Genomic DNA, 16,571 nt, shown 5'->3' with positions numbered 1-16,571 from the left:
GTCTATCGGTCCTTGGGGTCGAGCGCGTCACGCAGGCCGTCGCCCAGATACGACAGGCAGAGCAGCATGGTGACGAGGATGGCGGCCGGGGTGAACAGCATCCAGGGCAGCGCCTCCGCCACCGGAGCGCCGAACGAGATCAGCGTGCCGAGCGAGGTCTGCGGTTCCTGGACGCCGAGGCCGAGATAGGAGAGGAAGCTCTCCGTGATGATGATCTCGGGAATGGTGAGCGTCGCATAGATCACCACCGGACCGGTGAGGTTGGGGACGATATGGCGGAAGATGATGGTGAAGGGCCCTGCCCCACCGGCCTTCGCCGCCTCGATGAACTCGCGCTGCTTGATCGATAGCGTCTGCCCGCGCACGATGCGGGCCATGGTCAGCCATTCGAGGCAGCCAATGCCCACGAACAGCAGCACCGGGGAGCGCCCGAAGATCACCACCAGGATGATGACGAACAGGATGTAGGGCAGCGCGTACATGATATCGACGAAGCGCATCATGACGGCGTCGATCTTGCCGCCGAAATAGCCCGCAATGGCGCCATAGAGGATGCCGATCACCACCGAAACGAAGGTGGCGACGCCCGCTACCAACAGCGACATCTGCGTGCCCTGCAGCGTCCGGGCCAGCATGTCGCGGCCATTCTGGTCGGTGCCGAAATAGTGGCCCTTGGCCCAGTCGGGTGGCTTGCGGATGCCGGCCCAATCGATCTTGTCGTAGGCCCAGGGCAGGAAATACGGCCCGACCAATGCAAACAGCACGATGGCGGTGAGCACGAAGATCGAGACCAGCGCCGCCTTGTTGTTGAACAGGCGACGCAGCGCATCCTGCGTCAGCGAACGCCCCTTGGGCGCCTCAGTCGCCAGTGCGTTGGCGTAGGCGGTCAGCGCCGCGTCCTTGCCAGTAATCCCGGCCATCAGCGGTACCTCACCTTGGGATCAAGCCAGGCGTAGAGGACGTCGACGATCAGGTTCAGCGCCAGGATGATGAAAACGTAGAGAATGGTGGTGCCCAGAACGAGCCCGTAGTCGCGGTTGAGTGCGGCGCTGATGAAGTACTTGCCGATGCCGGGCAGCGCGAACACCTGTTCCACCACCAGCGAACCGGTGAGCAGGTAGGAGAGGCCGGGCCCGAGATAGGACACGACCGGCAGCAGGGCCGGCTTCAAGGCGTGCCGTGCGAGGATCAGGCGCGTGCCGAGGCCCTTCGACCGCGCCGTGCGCACATAGTTGGTGCCCAGCACCTCGATCATCGAGCCCCGCACCAGCCGCGCGACACGCCCGCCATGCGGCAGCGACAGGATCAGCACCGGCAACACCAGATGCGCGATCGAGCCCGGCTGATACCCCCCGACCGGCAGCCAGCGCAGGTACACCCCGAAGAACAGCTGCACCAGGTTGGCCATCAGGAAATTGGGGATGATGATGCCGATGAGCACGATCGCCACCAGGAGGTAATCGGGCCACTTGTTCTGCTGCACGGCAGCGACGGCGCCGGCGATCATGCCCGCGACGGTGCCGACGACGAAAGCCGAAAAGCCAAGCATCAGCGTGAAGGGCAGCCCGATGCTGATCAGCCGCGACACCGAGAAATCTTCCATCACCATGGATGGACCGAAATCGCCGCGGAACACCCCACCCAGATAGATGAAGTACTGTGAGATCAGCGGCTGATCGAGATTGTAGTGGGCCCTGAGGTTCTTCATCACGTCGGGCGGCAGCGCGCGCTCGCCGTCGAACGGCCCGCCAGGCGCCAGCCTGAGGATGAAAAAGCAGACGGTAATCGTGATCAGGACGATCGGGATAGCCGTCAGCACGCGCCTGAGCGCATATCCGAACATGTTGTGTGTGACCTTTCCCGCCAGCCCGCGGGGCAACGCCGTAAGCCGGCGGCAAAATGCAATCTGGGACCGCGGGGGTACGCCCCGCGGTCCCTGTTGAGCCGGTTACTCCGACTTAGACATCCAGCGGATACGGTTGATATCCTTGGCGTTGTCTTCGAAGCCCGTGATCTTGGGCGAGACGACGTTCTTGGACACGTACCAGTAGATCGGGATGGCGGCGAACTCGTCCATCGCCTTGGCTTCGGCCTGGTGCAGCAGGTCCGAACGCTTCACCAGATCGAGTTCCTTCGAGGCCTGATCCATCAGGCTGTCGAAGTCCGGGTTGGAGTAGCGGCCGTAGTTGTTGCCCCAGTTCATCACGCCTTCCTGCGTGGTGCCGGTCTTCAGCAGATCGAGCGTGTTGCTCGCATCCGAGTAGTCCATCAGCCAGCCGGCACGGCCAACCTGGAAGTCACCGGCACGCAGTGCGTCATAGTGCACGGCGGTCTCGGCGTTGAACAGCTCGACCTGGACGCCGATCTGCTTCCACATGTCGGTGATGGCCACGGCGATGCGCTGGTGGTTCTCGTTGGTGTTGTAGCGCAGCTGCAGCTTCAGTGGGTTTTCCGGGGTGTAGCCGGCTTCCGCCATCAGCTTCTTGGCTTCTTCGACGCGCTGGTCATACGGCCATTCGGCCCAATCGGGCGCGTACGGCGTGCCTTCGTAGTTGGCAGTGCCATTCGGCACCCAGCCATAAGCCGGCAGTTCGCCGGTGCCGAGCACGTCCGGCCCGATCACGTCACGCAGCACCGAGAGCGACAGCGCCTTGCGGATGTTGACGTTATCCAGCGGGGGCTTGGACTGGTTCAGCACGTAGTAGTAGATGCCGAGGAACGGCGCGACATGGGCCTGGCCAGGATAGTTATCCTGCAGGAACTTGTACTGGTCGGCGGGGAAGTCGGTCAGGATATCGAGCTCGCCGGCGCGGTAGCGGTTAAGCGCGGCGGTCAGATCTTCGGTGTTGTCCCAGCGGACTTCGTCGATCTTCAGGTTGTCCTTGCCGTAATAGGTGTCGGACTTGACGCCGCGGAGGTACGAGCCGGGCACCCACTCGACCAGCTTATAGGGGCCGTTGCCGACGATGTTGTCGGGCTGCGTCCACTGGTCGCCGAACTTCTCGATGATGTCCTTGCGGATCGGATAGCCGGTGTAGTGGGTCAGTGCCTGGAGGAAGAACGGGGTCGAGGCTTCGAGGGTGATCTCAAGCGTCTTGTCGTCGATGGCCTTGACGCCGAGCTGGCTGAAATCGGTGATTTCAGCGGCATTGATCTTGGAGGCATTCTTGATCGGGAACTGCAGGTAGGCGTATTCCGCCGCGGTCTTGGGGTCGAACAGCCGCTGGAACGCATCGACCCAGTTCTGCGCCGTCACCGGAACGCCGTCGCTCCAGTTCGCGTCAGCACGGAGCTTGAACGTGTAGACGAGGCCATCGTCCGAAATGGTCCAGGACTCGGCCTGACCGGCGATCGCGTTGGCCTGTGCATCTTCGGCGACGAGGCCTTCATAGAGCTCGCCGATAATCCGGTTCTCCCAGTCACCGGAGGCCTTGTGCGGGTCGAGCGAGCCGGGCTCGCTGCCATTGCCGAGGTTGAGCGTCACGGCCAATGCCGCGCTCGACATCATCAGCGCCAACGCGCCGGCGGTCGTCACCGCTTTGAGGACCTGTGTTATTTTCATTCTTGTCCCATCTCCATGAAAGACATTTCCTGACGGGCACGGCGATTAGCATGCCATGCCTCTTTTTGTGCCGACTGGTCGAAACCGCCGGATTGGGTACGGACCCTATGGCATCAGGTTTTCGCTGACAAGCGGGACATTGACGTAAGCGTCAAGTGTTACACGAGGCGTGGGAAACTATACTTGGCTGTGGATAGTTTGTGGCTGGCGCGGGCCTTATCGCCATCAGGGATAGCGTCGCCGGGTGTGGATCACAGCGATCACCCGGATGCGATCTGCCAGAACGCGATAGACGACAATGTAATTGGGATGGGCGACGACCTCGCGGGTGCCATTCCTGCGGCCGGGGCGAAACAGATATGGGTGCGCAGCCGCTGGCAGCACCGACTCCTCGATGCGCTCTCTGAGCTGCTCGGCGGCCGCCTCATTGTCGACCGCGATGTAGGTAGTGATGTCTTCAAGATCGCGCAGGGCGCCTTTGCTCCACGCGATCAGCAGCACGGCTCAGGCTCGCTTCTTTGCCGCTGCCTTGATGGCTGCCTTGACGCGAGCCATGGCTTCATCGTGCGGGATGTCAGGGCTGGTGTCGTCAAGCGACGCCTGAACCTTGGCATGGAACCACCGATCGTACTCTGCAGCTTCTTCCTCGGTCTCAAACTCGGAGATAATAGGATCGAGCTTGTTGCTCTTCGGCATGTTAGCACCTCGCTGGGCAGCAGCCTCGATGACTTCGTCCATCCGCCGCATGACCTCGTCATGCGGGATCAACTCGCCCGGATCATCGATCGCGGCCTGCACCCTGGCCTTGAACCAGCGGTCATATGACGCTGCCTGTTCCTCGGTCTCGAACTCGGAGACGATTGGGTCGAGCTTCTTGCCTTCGGCCATCATGAACTCCTACCACCCCAATATAGGATGAAAGCCCGATCCTGTCATGCCGCCCGCTCGACCAGCGCCGTCACGCCCATGCCGCCGGCGGTGCAGACGGAGATCAGGGCACGCTGCTTTTCGGTGGTGTTGAGCAGCTTGGCGGTGAGGCCGAGAATGCGGGCGCCGGTGGCGGCGAAAGGGTGGCCATAGGCGAGGCTCGAGCCCTTGGTATTGATCTTGTCGGGGTCGATCTCGCCCAGTGGCGTCTCGCGACCGAGCACGTTCCGGTTGTAGTCGGGGTCGCGCCACGCCTTCAGCGTCGCCAGCACCTGCGCCGCAAACGCCTCGTGGATCTCGAACAGATCGATGTCCTGGAAGCTGAGGTTCGAGCGGCGCAGCATTTCCGAGGCGGCGATAGTCGGCGCCATCAGCAGGCCCTCGCCATGCGCAAAATCGTTGGCCGCCACCTGGCCGAGGGTGAGGTAAGCGAGCACCGGCAGGCCACGCGCTTTGGCCCACTCCTCGCTGGCCAGCAGCACAGAAGCGGCGCCATCCGTCAGCGGGGTGGAGTTGGCCGCCGTCAGCGTACCTTTGCCCGAGCTCTTGTCGAAGGCCGGCTTCATCGTCGCCATCTTTTCGAGGCTGGTATCGGCGCGGACATTATTGTCCTTGAGCACACCGGCAAACGGCACGATCAGGTCGTCGTGGAAACCCTCGTCATAGGCGCGGGCGGCGTTGTGGTGGCTCTTCAGCGCCAGCGCGTCCTGCTCCTCACGCGAAATCTCCCATTGCCGGGCCATCAGCTCGCAATGCTGGCCCATCGACAACCCGGTGCGGGGCTCCTGCGTCGAGGGGGCGATCGGCGTCAGCTCACCGAGGTTGAAGCCTTTGAACACCTTGAACTTCTCGCCCGTGGTGCGGGCCCGGCTGAGCTCGATCATGCGGTGCTGGAACTTGTCCCCGAACACTACCGGGCTGTCCGACACCGTGTCGGAGCCGGCAGCGATGCCGCTGTCGATCTCGCCGATGGCGATCTTGGCGCCGAGCGACAGCGCCGCCTGCAGCGAGGTCCCGCAGGCGATCTGCACATTGGTGCCGGGGGTGCGCGGCGATAGGCCGGCATCGAGGCTTGCCTCGCGGGCGAGGTTGAAGTCGCGGCTGTGGCTGAGCACAGCGCCGGCCATCACTTCGCCGATCGCCTCGCCCTTCAAGTTGTACTTGTCGACGAGGCCGCCCAGCGCCGCCCCGAGCATCGAGAGGTTCCCCTCCTCGGCATAACCGGTATAGGCACGCGCAAACGGGATGCGGGCCGAGCCCACGATGGCGACTTTACGCAGTTCGGCCATCTCAGGCTCTCCCGTCCTTGCGGGCCTGCATCGGCCCTCCGAGGAACGGCGCGAAACCGGTCCCATAGATGACGCCGATATCGGCGAGGTCGGCCGAAGCGACCACGCCCTCGGCCACGGCGATTTCGGTGGCATCGACCAAGGGCTGCACCAGTTCGCGCCCGAGCCCCGCAAGGTCCGGATGCGGTGGCACCTCGCCCTTCACCGCCTTGCCGTTGGTCCAGGTGTAGAACCCCTGCCCGCTCTTGCGGCCGAGCTTGTTCTCGGCGATCAGCCGGGCGAAATCGCTGGCCGGCGACACTGGGCTGCCGAGCTCCTCGGCGACGAACTTGCCGACATCCAGCCCGACCGTATCCATCAGCTCGATCGGCCCCATCGGCATGCCGAAGGCGACAGCCGCAGCATCGATCTGCTCTTTGTTGGCGCCGCCCTCGACCCGCTGCACGGCGGCGAGCATGTAGGGCATCAGCACCCGGTTGACGAGGAAGCCGCGCGCCGATTTCACCACCACCGGCGACTTGCCGATGGCGAGCGCGAAACTGGCGCCGCGCGCGATGTCGTCGTCGGAGTTGAAGCTCGAGCGGATCACCTCGACCAGCGGCAGTTGCGCTACCGGGTTGAAGAAATGCAGCCCGATCAGCCGGCCCGGATTGGTCAGCCCCTCGGCGATGCGCTCGAGTTCGATCGAGGAGGTGTTGGTGGCAAGGATCGCTCCGGGCTTGGCTTTGAGCTCGGCGTCGATGAACACCTTGTGCTTGATCTCGAGCTTTTCGACCACCGCCTCGATGATCACGTCGGCCCGGGCGATGCCCTTGCCGGCGACATCGGCTTCGAGCCGGGCCACGGCATTGTCGATCTCGGTCTTGGTCCGGAGCCGCTTCTTGAACAGTTTCTTCGCCCGCTCGAGCGCCGGCTTGATCCGCTCCATGTCGAGATCCTGCAGCGTCACCCCCATGCCGCGGAGCGCGCACCACGCTGCGATATCGCCGCCCATCACGCCGGCGCCGACCACGTGGACGCGGCGGAACACCGGCTTATCCTTGCCGCGCACGCCCTGCTTCTTGAGCCCCTCGGAGAGGAAGAACACCCGGCGGAGATTCGTCGAGGTCGCCGATTCCATCAGCGGGATGAAGCGCTCGGCCTCGCCCTCGGTCATGGCGCGCCAGTTATTGCCGTGTTCCTCGAACAGGTCGATCAGCGCGTAGGGCGCCGGGAAATGCGCCGGGTTGGCCTTCTTCCTGGCCTCCTCGCGCATCTTGTTGGCGATGTAGCCGCGCACCGGGCCGAAAGCGGCGGCGCGCTTGGCGAAGGGCGCCTCGCTGCTCTTCTTGTTCTGCAGCACGGCCTTGCGGGCTTCCCAGCGCAGCGTGTCGCGGTGGCGCACCAGCTTGTCGACCAGCCCCATGCGGCGGGCCTGGCCGGCGCGCAGGAGCTTGCCGGTCAGCATGATCTGCATCGCATCGACCGGGCCGGCCTGCCGGATCGAGCGGCCGGAACCGCCGAAACCCGGGAAGATGCCGAGATTGACCTCGGGGAAGCCGATGCGCGTCTTGTCGTCGTTGACGGCGATCCGATACTGGCAGCTGAGTGCCAGCTCGAGCCCGCCGCCGAGGCAGAAGCCATGAATGCCGGCAACCAACGGCACTTTCAGCGCCTCGATCCGGTTGAACAGCGCATGCGCCCGATCGAGCGCCGCCCTGAGCACGCCGGGGTCCGTCATGTCGTCGAACTCGGTGACGTCGGCCCCGGCGATGAAGCCGGAGTCCTTGCCCGACAGCAGCACCACGCCCTTGAGTTCGCCGCTATTCGCCAGTTCCTCGAGCGCGCTGACGATGCCCATCAGCTCCGACAGGGTTTCGCGGCTCAGCGTATTCACCGGCGCATCGGGGACATCGATGGTGAGCCAGCCAATCCCCTCGAAATCGAGATCGAAGTTCCAGGCACGGCTGCTGGGCATTTGCGGATGGGCCACTTCCGGCTCCTCGTTCTCTAGAGCGCTTTCGAACCGGAAAAGTCTGCGACTTTCCCGAAACGCTCGGGGTCTCTACTCGGCGGCGGCGTCGATAGGCGCCGGCTCGCGGCGCAACTGCTTGGAACCCAGCTCATCGAAATCGAAGTCGTCGACCTTGATCACCCGGTCGGTGGCCTGGTCGGCCAGCCGGAGCGTTGCCGCTTCGGCCTCGGTCAACACGCCCGCTTCCACAGCATCGCTGATCGCATCGCGATCGAGCCGGCGCTCAACGACGCCCTTCTTGATGGCACGCACGAACTTGGTCTCGATCTCGGCGGCGCCGGTGACCTTGAGCAGCGCGTCTTCGAGCACGCCAGTCGGATCCTTGGGGTCCATCGAGACATACGTTCCCTTGGTCAGCCGGTCGCGGAAGGCGCCGGGAGCCATCACCGAGCGCGCCAGCCGGTAGGTCTCGCGATCCGAAGCGGGCTTGGCGTGGCGGCCAAGGGGGAACACCAGAACCCGCATCAAGTTCCGCAGCACAAAGTTCGGGAAGTTAGCGAACACCGCGGCAAAGCTCTGCTCCAGCGAATAGCAGAGGTCACGGGCAACCGCTTCCACCACCGGGCGGTCTTCGGCGAGCCGCCCGTCATCCTCGTAGCGCCGCAGCACCGAGGAGAGGAGGTACAGGTCGGAGAGGATGTCGGCCATGCGGCCCGAGAGCCGCTGCTTGCGCTTCAGGTCGCCGCCGAGAAAAGCCACGGTCCAGTCACCGCACAGCGCAAAGCTCTGGCTGTAGCGGCTGAGCTGTTTGTACCAGCGCGCCATCTCGTGATCGACCGGGGTCGAGGCGAAGGCACCGAAGCTGACCGCATGGAGGAAGCTGCCCACCATGTTGCGCAGCATGAAGCTGACATGGCCGGCAAAGGCGGCATCGAAGGCGGCGATGCCGGCCTTCCGGTCCTTGTTCTGCGCCGCCGAGATCTCGGCATAGAGGTACGGGTGCGCCCTGAGCGCTCCCTGGGCGAAGGTGATCAGCGTGCGGGTCAGGATATTGGCGCCTTCGACGGTGATCGCCACCGGCGTCGTCATGTAGCCGGAGAACAGGTAGTTGGTCGGGCCATCCTGCACGGCACGACCACCATGGATGTCCATGGCGTCGTTGAAGGCGAGCCGCATTGCTTCGGTGGTGCGGTACTTGAGCAGCGCCGACAGCACCGAGGGGCGCTGCCCCTCGTCGACCATCGAGGCGGTGAGGCCGCGCGACGCCTCGTAGGTATAGGCGAAGCGCACCATGCGGCTCAGCGGCTCGGCGACGCCCTCCATCAGGCCCACCGGGATGCCGAACTGCCGGCGGATGCGGGCATAGGCCGAAGTGACGCGCAGTGCGTGCTTGATCGAGACGGTGCCGATGGCCGGCAGCGAGATGGCGCGGCCGGTAGCGAGGCACTCCATCAGCATGCGCCAGCCCTGCCCGGCATATTCGGTGCCGCCGATCAGGAAATCCATCGGGATGAAGACGTTGCGGCCCTGGGTCGGGCCATTCATGAAGGCCGAGCGGGCCGGGTAGTGGCGGCGGCCGATCTTGACGCCCTTGTGCTTGGCCGGAACCAGCGCCAGCGTAATGCCGATATTGTCGACCTCGCCGATGAGGTGATCCGGATCGTGCAGGTGAAAGGCGAGGCCGAGCAGCGTCGCGACCGGCGCCAGCGTGATGTAGCGCTTATCCCAGCTGAGCTTCACCCCCAGCGTCTTTTTCCCGTCATACATGTCGTAGCAGACGACGCCGACATCGCGCATGCCTGCCGCGTCAGAGCCCGCATGCGGGCCGGTTAGCGCAAAGCACGGCACTTCCTGCCCCCTGGCAAGGCGGCTCAGATACTTCTTCTTCTGTTCCTCGGTGCCGTATTTCTCCAGCAGCTCGCCTGGTCCCAGCGAGTTGGGCACCATCACGGTGATCCCGGCAGCAATCGAGCGTGAGGCGATCTTACTGACCACCTGGCTCTGCGCCTGCGCCGAAAAGCCGAGCCCGCCATGCTCGCGGCCGATCAGCATGCCAAGAAAGCCCTGCTCCTTGAGGTAGGTCCAGACCGCCGGGGGCATGTCGGCGCGGTTGTTGCGCGTGTCCCAGTCGTCGATCATGGCGCAGACTTTTTCGCACGGCCCATCGAGGAAGGCCTGCTCTTCGGTCGAGAGGGTGGGCTTCCGCACCCCAAGCAGCTTGCTCCAGTCCGGCCGGCCCGAGAACAGCTCGGCATCCCAGCCGACGGTGCCGGCATCGAGCGCTTCCTGCTCGGTGCGGCTGACGCGCGGCAGGATCGATTTGACGAGGCCGTAGGCTGGGCCGGAAAGCACCGCCTTGCGGACGGGCACGAGGGAAAGCAGACCGAGGATGACGGCCGGCAGCAGAGCAAACACCCAGCCCGGCACGTCCGTCATCAGCCAGAGACCGTTATCTGTCGAGATGCGGGTGAGCGCGCCGCCGACCAGCGCCACCACTGCCCATTGCCAGAGCGGCGCACGGCGCATCGCCAGCACCGCGAAGGCGATAATCGACAGGATCAGCAACGCCCAGACCATGCACGTTCTCCTCGAGAAAGGCCGTAGCGCATCGTCGAAAAGCGAGATGAGCCCCCGCTCAACAACGCACCCGGTCCGATTCTTGTTGCCGATTGTACTGCCCGGGCAGGCGCCATCACCATAAAATAGCAACGGTTGACGTATACGTCAACCAATGGACCTTAACTGTATCGAGCAACGGCCTCGCGCTTCCCTGCCTGGTTCAACCCAAACGCTCGCCGAGCTACGTCCTCCGTTTGACGCTAACGTCAATTGATGGGATATTTCTCAACAACGGGCGCCAAAAGCCTGAGGAGGAAGCAGATGGCCAACACCGCGGCGGGCGCCACGCGCCCGTGGACCGAGCACTATCCCCCGGGCATTTCCTGGGATGTGCCGATCGACACCACCCCGGTGCACGAGACGATACTCGCCACCTGTGCGCGCACGCCCGATGCCGATGCGCTGGATTTCCTCGGCAAGAAAACCCGCTTCGGCGAACTGGCCCGGCTGATCAACGCCTTTGCCGGGGCGCTGCAGAGCGAACTGGGGGTCAAGAAGGGCACCCGTGTCGCGCTGCTGCTGCCTAACACCCCGTTCTACGTCATCGCCTATTACGCCGTGCTGCGGATCGGCGGCATCGTGGTCAACTGCAACCCGCTCTATACGGTCAAGGAACTGAGCCACATCGTCGGCAATTCCGGCGCCGAACTGATGGTGACGCTCGACCTGAAGCTGCTGTTCGACAAGGCCGAGGAACTGGTCGACGCCGGCCACGTCAAAAAGCTCATCGTCTGCCATTTCCCCGATGCTCTGCCCGGTCTCAAGAAGCTGCTCTACAGCCTCGCCAAGGCCAAGGACATGAGCAAGCCGGACAAGAGCCGGATCGCCGCCAAGGTGGTGCATTTCGATAAGCTGATCGACCGCAAGCTGAGCCCGACGCCGGTGGCGGTCGATGCCGCAAAGGACGTGGCGGTACAACAATATACCGGTGGCACCACCGGACTGCCCAAGGGCGCCATGCTGAGCCATGCCAACATTGCGGCCAATCTCAGCCAGATCGACCATTGGGCACTGGGATTGTTCAGGGCGCCATCGCGCACCGTCGCGGTGCTGCCGTTCTTCCACATCTTCTCGATGACGGCCTGCCTCAACACGCCGCTGGCGGCGGGTGGCCAGGTGGTGATGCTGCCGCGCTTCGAGCTGAAAGCCTTTCTCGACCTGATGAGTCGCACCGGCGCCAACATTCTGGTGGCCGTACCGACGCTGGTGCAGGCGCTCTCCAAAGCCGGCGACAAGGCCAAGCCGCACCTGGTTTCGGTCGAGGTGACGGTTTCGGGCGGCGCGCCGCTGTCGGACGAAGTGCGCCACAACTGGAGCAAGGTCTCGAATGCCCTGCTGGCAGAAGGCTACGGGCTGACCGAGGCGTCACCGGTGGTGTGCTGCGCGGCGCTGCGCGTCCCCAGCAAACCGCTGTCGATCGGCCAGCCACTGCCCGGCACCGACATCCGCTTCGTCAACATCGACACCGGCGAAACAGTACCGCTGGGCGAGCGCGGCGAGCTGCAGGTCAAGGGGCCGCAGGTGATGCTGGGCTATTACAACAACCCCGAGGCCAGCAAAGATGCCTTCATGGACGGGTGGCTGCGCACCGGCGACGTCGGTTACGTCGACAGCGATGGCTATGTCTTCCTCGTCGACCGGATCAAAGACCTGATCATCTGCTCCGGCTTCAACGTCTATCCGCGCACCATCGAGGAAGCCATGCTGCACCATCCGGCGGTGGACGAGGTCAACGTCATCGGTGTGCCCGACGAATATCGCGGCGAAGCGCCAGTGGCCTTCGTCAAGCTGAAGCGGGACCAGCAGGTCAGCGAAGCCGAACTCAAGAAATTCCTTGCCGAAACGCTCAACAAGATCGAGATGCCCAAGGAAATCATCTTCAAGGAGCAACTGCCCAAGACGCTGATCGGCAAGCTGAGCAAGAAGGAGCTGCGCGAGGAATACGCCCAGCGCAAGAACAAGCATGAACCGGCCTGAATCCGAAAATCGCGACCTGTTCGCCATCGCCGACCTCAGCCACGAGTTCGGCATCTCGACCCGCGCCATCCGCTTCTACGAGGCCAAGGGCCTGCTCAACCCCGAGCGCGTCGGCGGCACTCGGGTGTTTCGCCGCCGCGATCGCGCCCGGCTGATCCTGATCCTGCGCGGCAAGCGGCTGGGCTTCTCGCTGCGCGATATCTCCGACTATCTGAGCCTCTACGACGCCCAGTCGCAGACCGCCCAGACCAAGCTCCTGGTCGCCAAGGTGGACGAGCGGCTGAGCCTGCTCGAGCGGCAGAAGGCCGACCTCGAGACAACGATCGGCGAGCTCCGGGAGATCAAGAAGCTCGCAGGGGAGCGGGTCGGGGCTTAGGTTGAATTTCTGTACGTGATTACGTATAGTATTGATATGCGCGCCACCAATGCCACCGATTTTCGCAAGAACCTCGCCAACGAACTCGATCGCGTCGAGAACGATCGTGAACCGCTGATCGTCACACGCTCGGGCGGCAAGCCCGCTGTGATCGTCATGTCGCTTGAGGAGTTCGGCTCCTGGGAAGCGACACAGCACTTGCTCAAGAGTCCTGAGAATGCTCGCCGTCTGCGCGAGGCGATTGCCCGTTTCGATGCTGGAGAAGGGACGCCTCGGAAGCTTATCGAGTGAGGATCATCTTCGACCAGGACGCGTGGGCAGATTACCAGTACTGGGCGCAGAATGATCGAGCCATGCTCAAACGCCTCAATCGACTGATCGAGGATTGCATCCGTTCCCCGTTTAGCGGGATCGGTAAGCCCGAGGCATTGCGAGAGGACTTTTCGGGGTGGTGGTCACGCCGGATCGATGAGGAGCACCGCCTCGTCTATCGCGTCGATAGAGGCGATCTCCTTATCGCGCAGTGTCGCTTCCACTACCACAAGTAGCTACCGCTTCCGCGGCTTCACATTGGTCATCAGGTCCGGCTTCCTGGGCCGCTTCCAGCCTTTGGGCGGCTCGACCACCGGAACCTGCGTGCCGAGCCCCATTTCGCCCGGCGGCGGCTGGCGGACGACCGCGCCGCCTTTGAGCGCCGCGATCTCGTCGCGCAGGCGTGCCGCCTTCTCGAAATCCTCACGCGTGACCGCGGCGAGCATTTCGCCTTCGAGCGCGATGATCTTTCTTTCGATGGCGGCGAGCGACATGTCCGGCCTCAGCTAGCGGTCAAAAAGGCCTGCATTTCGTCGAGCGTTGCGGCCTCGCTGGCCGGCTTGTCCCACCTTATCCGGCTGATGCGGGGGAAGCGAAGCGCGATGCCGGATTTGTGCCGGCCCGATTGCTGGGCGCTGTCGAACGCCACCTCGAATACCAGCTCCTTCGACACCTCGCGCACCGGGCCGAAGCTGGCGACGGTGTTGTTGCGCACCCATTTGTCGAGCTGCTTCAGTTCCTCGTCGGTGAAGCCGAAATAGGCTTTGCCGATCGGCACGATCTCGTTCCCCTTCCAGACCCCGAATGTGTAGTCCGAGTAGAACGACGAGCGCTTGCCGTGGCCGCGCTGCGCGTACATCAGGATGGCGTCAACGACGTTCGGGTCGCGCTTCCATTTGTACCAAAAGCCCTTGGGGCGACCCGGCAGGTAGGGCGCGCTCCTCAGCTTCACCATCACCCCTTCGTGCCCCTGCTCGGCCGCGCCGCGGCGGCGGATCTCGGAGAGGTCCTCCCAGTCGCGATAGCTCAGCACCGGCGAGAGATCGAGCCGGGTCTGCGGGTTCTTTTCGAACCACCTCTCGAGATGTTGCCGCCGCTCGCTCCACGGCAGGGCGCGAATATCCTCGTTGCCGTCGAACAGCATGTCGTAGACGCGGATGAAACCCGGGTAGTCGGCGAGGTGCTTGGCCGTCGCCACCTTGCGATTGAGCCGCTGCTGCAGGTCGTTGAACGGCAACGGTTCGAACCCCGCCCCGACCAGCAGCTCGCCATCGAGCACCGCGTCGCCAAAGACGCTCTCGGTCACATCGGGGAAGGCGGCGGCGATATCGTCGCCGGTACGCGAGAACAGCGACACCCTGCCCTTCGACGCAATCAGCTGCACCCGGATGCCGTCCCATTTCCACTCGGCGACGAAGTCTGCCGGGTCGAGCTTTTCGAGATCCTTGCCCTCGTCGATCGGGTTACTGAGCATCAGCGGATGGAAGCGCGCGGTATGATCGATATCCGGCCGCTCGGCCTTACCGCTGAGCCAGTCGAACAGGTCGGTGTAGGGCACGCTGAGGCCGTTCCACACCTCCTCGATCTCCTGCAGGTCCTTGCCGCTCATCGCAGCCAAGGCGGTCTTCGCCAACCGCGCGTTGACGCCGATACGCAGCGCGCCGGTGGCGAACTTCACCAGCGCCCAGCGCTCGTTGATGCTCGCCCGCGTCAGCAGCGAACCGATGAGGCGCGGCAGCTCGGATTTGCTGGTCATGTTGAACAGTTCGACCAGGTCCGCGAGCGAGGGCAGCGGCTCGGTGCCGCCATGATGCGGCCAGATCAGCGCGATGGTTTCGCCGAGGTCGCCGACATAGTCGTAGCTGAGCCCGAACAGATGCGGGTCGACCTCGGCAAGGACGACATCGCGCAGGATCGCCGGCTTGACGTTCTTGAAGGTCAAGGCGCCGGTGAGGATGGCGAGCGCGAAACCGCGGTCCGGGTCCGGCGTCTCGGCAAAATACTGCGTCAGCGCCTCGAGCTTGCGGTTGCGCGACGGGGTGAGCGCCAAGAGCTCCATCAACTGGGCAAAGCGCCTCACTCCTCGAGCTCCCCCTGCGCGTCCGGCTCGCCCTCTTCCCCCTCTTCGAACGCCTGGATGTTGAGCGGCTCCGCCTCGAGCCCCTGCTGGCGGCAGTGGTAGACCAGCGCATCCTCGCGCCCATGCGTCACCCAGACCTTGCCGGCTTTGGTTTCGGCGATGGTCTGGCGCAGCTCGTTCCAGTCGGCATGGTCGGAGATCACCAGCGGCAGCTCGACCCCGGATTGCCGGGCCCGCTGCTTGACGCTCATCCAGCCCGAGGCGACGGCCAGCACCGGGTCGGGCAGCCGGCGGCTCCAGCGATCCTTGATGGCCGAGGGCGGCGCGATGACGATCTGCCCGGCGAGCTCGGTCTTGCTGGTGCCGAGCGTCGGCTTGAGCACGCCGAGCGGGATGCCGCGGGCGATGTAGAGTTCACACAGCCGGATCATCGCCCCGTGCAGGTAGATCGGCGCGTCATAGCCGGCGTCGCGCAGCAGCGCGATCACCCGCTGGGCCTTGCCCAGCGCGTAGCAGCCGATGACATGCGCCCGATCCGGAAAGGCAGCGGCAGAGCGCAGCAGCCGGCCGATCTCGTCAAGCGGATCGGGGTGCTGGAACACCGGCAGGCCGAACGTCGCTTCGGTCACCAGGAGGTCGCACTCGGTGAGCTCGAACGGCTGCGCCGTCCGATCCGGCAGCCGCTTATAGTCGCCGGTGACGACGATGCGCTGACCCCGATGCTCCAGCAGCACCTGCGCCGAGCCGAGGATGTGACCGGCCGGCTTCAGCGTGATGGTGACGTCGTCGACCTGTAACGGCGTGTCGAACTCGAGCGGCTGGAACTGGCCGGCCGAATCCTCGCCGTACCGAGCCTTCATGATGGCGATGGTGTCGGGGGTGGCAAGCACTGCACCGTGGCCCGAGCGGGCATGATCGGCATGGCCATGGGTGATGATCGCCAGGGCTCGCGGCACCGGTGGATCGATATAGGCGTCGATGGGGCGGACGTAGAGGTCGCGATCGAGGAACGGAGCGGGCATGCGCAGAGTAACGGACAATTCGCCCGCCGGTTCAAGACGTGGGTGGATGAGCAGGCACTCCCCACCCCACCGGATGTCATCCCAGCGAAAGCTCATATGCGCTAAGTTAGCGATTTCGGTTGGCCTAATGGACGCCACCTTAGCTGCCAATGGGTGACGCCGGGTATGCGACCCGAGGCTCTGCAGGTCCCCCAAACTCGGTGTCATCCCCGCGAAAGCGGGGAACTCCGTTTGCGATCGTGCCGCAGGCCAAGAAAACAGAGGTTCCCGCTTTCGCGGGAATGACCCGGTGGGTGGGGCACCACCCTAACTTAGCGCACATGAGCGAAAGCTGGGATGACAACCGGAGTGGGGGAGATGGCACTGCACACGAACCGGCAACGAGCAACAATCGTCTACGGTTTAGGCAGCCTGCCTTAGAAGCGTTCTCAACAGGCCTTCCCAGGCGTGCGA

General features: G+C 64.1%; 15 protein-coding genes. 4 read left to right on the top strand and 11 right to left on the bottom strand.

Annotation, left to right across the window (positions count from 1 at the left end):
- Positions 1 to 2: 2 nt before the first annotated feature.
- From VW23_RS11140 to VW23_RS11105, 8 genes are all read right to left on the bottom strand, one after another.
- Entirely contained in the window at positions 3 to 920 is a 918-nt protein-coding gene (locus tag VW23_RS11140; RefSeq protein ID WP_084645940.1) for an ABC transporter permease, read from the bottom strand.
- Positions 920 to 1,843, bottom strand: a complete 924-nt coding sequence (locus VW23_RS11135) for an ABC transporter permease subunit (RefSeq protein ID WP_069909636.1) — start codon at positions 1,841 to 1,843, stop codon at positions 920 to 922. The genes VW23_RS11140 and VW23_RS11135 overlap by 1 nt, the downstream gene beginning before the upstream one ends.
- Positions 1,844 to 1,948: 105 nt before the next feature.
- Positions 1,949 to 3,556, bottom strand: coding sequence for a peptide ABC transporter substrate-binding protein (locus tag VW23_RS11130; protein ID WP_425285204.1), 1,608 nt, complete (start codon positions 3,554 to 3,556; stop codon positions 1,949 to 1,951).
- A gap of 231 nt (positions 3,557 to 3,787) precedes the next feature.
- A complete protein-coding gene (locus VW23_RS11125) occupies positions 3,788 to 4,063 on the bottom strand; it encodes a type II toxin-antitoxin system RelE/ParE family toxin (protein ID WP_069909635.1) in 276 nt (91 codons plus the stop codon).
- Between the two features lie 3 nt (positions 4,064 to 4,066).
- Positions 4,067 to 4,450: a type II toxin-antitoxin system RelB family antitoxin gene (gene relB, locus VW23_RS29455; RefSeq protein ID WP_244513513.1), complete on the bottom strand. Its 384-nt coding sequence runs from the start codon at positions 4,448 to 4,450 to the stop codon at positions 4,067 to 4,069.
- A gap of 44 nt (positions 4,451 to 4,494) precedes the next feature.
- Positions 4,495 to 5,778, bottom strand: a complete 1,284-nt coding sequence (locus VW23_RS11115) for an acetyl-CoA C-acetyltransferase (RefSeq protein ID WP_069909634.1) — start codon at positions 5,776 to 5,778, stop codon at positions 4,495 to 4,497.
- Between the two features lies 1 nt (position 5,779).
- Positions 5,780 to 7,750, bottom strand: a complete 1,971-nt coding sequence (locus tag VW23_RS11110; protein WP_244513511.1) for a 3-hydroxyacyl-CoA dehydrogenase NAD-binding domain-containing protein — start codon at positions 7,748 to 7,750, stop codon at positions 5,780 to 5,782.
- A gap of 72 nt (positions 7,751 to 7,822) precedes the next feature.
- The gene (locus tag VW23_RS11105) at positions 7,823 to 10,309 is read right to left on the bottom strand and encodes an acyl-CoA dehydrogenase (protein ID WP_069909632.1); all 2,487 of its coding nucleotides are present in this window, start codon (positions 10,307 to 10,309) and stop codon (positions 7,823 to 7,825) included.
- A gap of 303 nt (positions 10,310 to 10,612) precedes the next feature.
- On the opposite strand from VW23_RS11105, the gene VW23_RS11100 reads away from it, so the two are divergent.
- The 4 genes from VW23_RS11100 to VW23_RS11085 are packed head-to-tail and all read left to right on the top strand — an operon-like array spanning position 10,613 to position 13,252.
- A complete protein-coding gene (locus VW23_RS11100) occupies positions 10,613 to 12,328 on the top strand; it encodes a long-chain-fatty-acid--CoA ligase (protein WP_069909631.1) in 1,716 nt (571 codons plus the stop codon).
- Positions 12,315 to 12,704, top strand: a complete 390-nt coding sequence (locus VW23_RS11095) for a MerR family transcriptional regulator (protein WP_069909630.1) — start codon at positions 12,315 to 12,317, stop codon at positions 12,702 to 12,704. Before VW23_RS11100 ends, VW23_RS11095 begins: the two co-directional genes overlap by 14 nt.
- Positions 12,705 to 12,740: 36 nt before the next feature.
- The gene (locus VW23_RS11090; protein ID WP_069909629.1) at positions 12,741 to 12,995 is read left to right on the top strand and encodes a type II toxin-antitoxin system Phd/YefM family antitoxin; all 255 of its coding nucleotides are present in this window, start codon (positions 12,741 to 12,743) and stop codon (positions 12,993 to 12,995) included.
- Positions 12,992 to 13,252, top strand: coding sequence for a Txe/YoeB family addiction module toxin (locus VW23_RS11085; protein ID WP_069909628.1), 261 nt, complete (start codon positions 12,992 to 12,994; stop codon positions 13,250 to 13,252). The genes VW23_RS11090 and VW23_RS11085 overlap by 4 nt, the downstream gene beginning before the upstream one ends.
- Here VW23_RS11085 and VW23_RS11080 read toward each other — a convergent pair whose 3' ends face one another.
- From VW23_RS11080 to VW23_RS11070, 3 genes are read right to left on the bottom strand one after another with little or no spacing between them, the layout of a single operon-like run.
- Complete coding sequence (locus VW23_RS11080) at positions 13,253 to 13,510, bottom strand: UvrB/UvrC motif-containing protein (protein WP_069909627.1); 258 nt, start codon at positions 13,508 to 13,510, stop codon at positions 13,253 to 13,255.
- Positions 13,511 to 13,518: 8 nt separating this feature from the next.
- Positions 13,519 to 15,096, bottom strand: coding sequence for a cisplatin damage response ATP-dependent DNA ligase (locus VW23_RS11075; RefSeq protein WP_069909626.1), 1,578 nt, complete (start codon positions 15,094 to 15,096; stop codon positions 13,519 to 13,521).
- On the bottom strand, positions 15,093 to 16,136 hold the full coding sequence (locus VW23_RS11070; protein ID WP_244513509.1) for a ligase-associated DNA damage response exonuclease: 1,044 nt from the start codon (positions 16,134 to 16,136) through the stop codon (positions 15,093 to 15,095). The genes VW23_RS11075 and VW23_RS11070 overlap by 4 nt, the downstream gene beginning before the upstream one ends.
- Between the last annotated feature and the right edge of the window lie 435 nt (positions 16,137 to 16,571).

Origin of the sequence: Devosia insulae DS-56 (genome assembly GCF_000970465.2) — a bacterium.
Lineage (GTDB): Bacteria > Pseudomonadota > Alphaproteobacteria > Rhizobiales > Devosiaceae > Devosia_A > Devosia_A insulae.
This window is presented reverse-complemented; position numbering and strand designations above follow the sequence as displayed.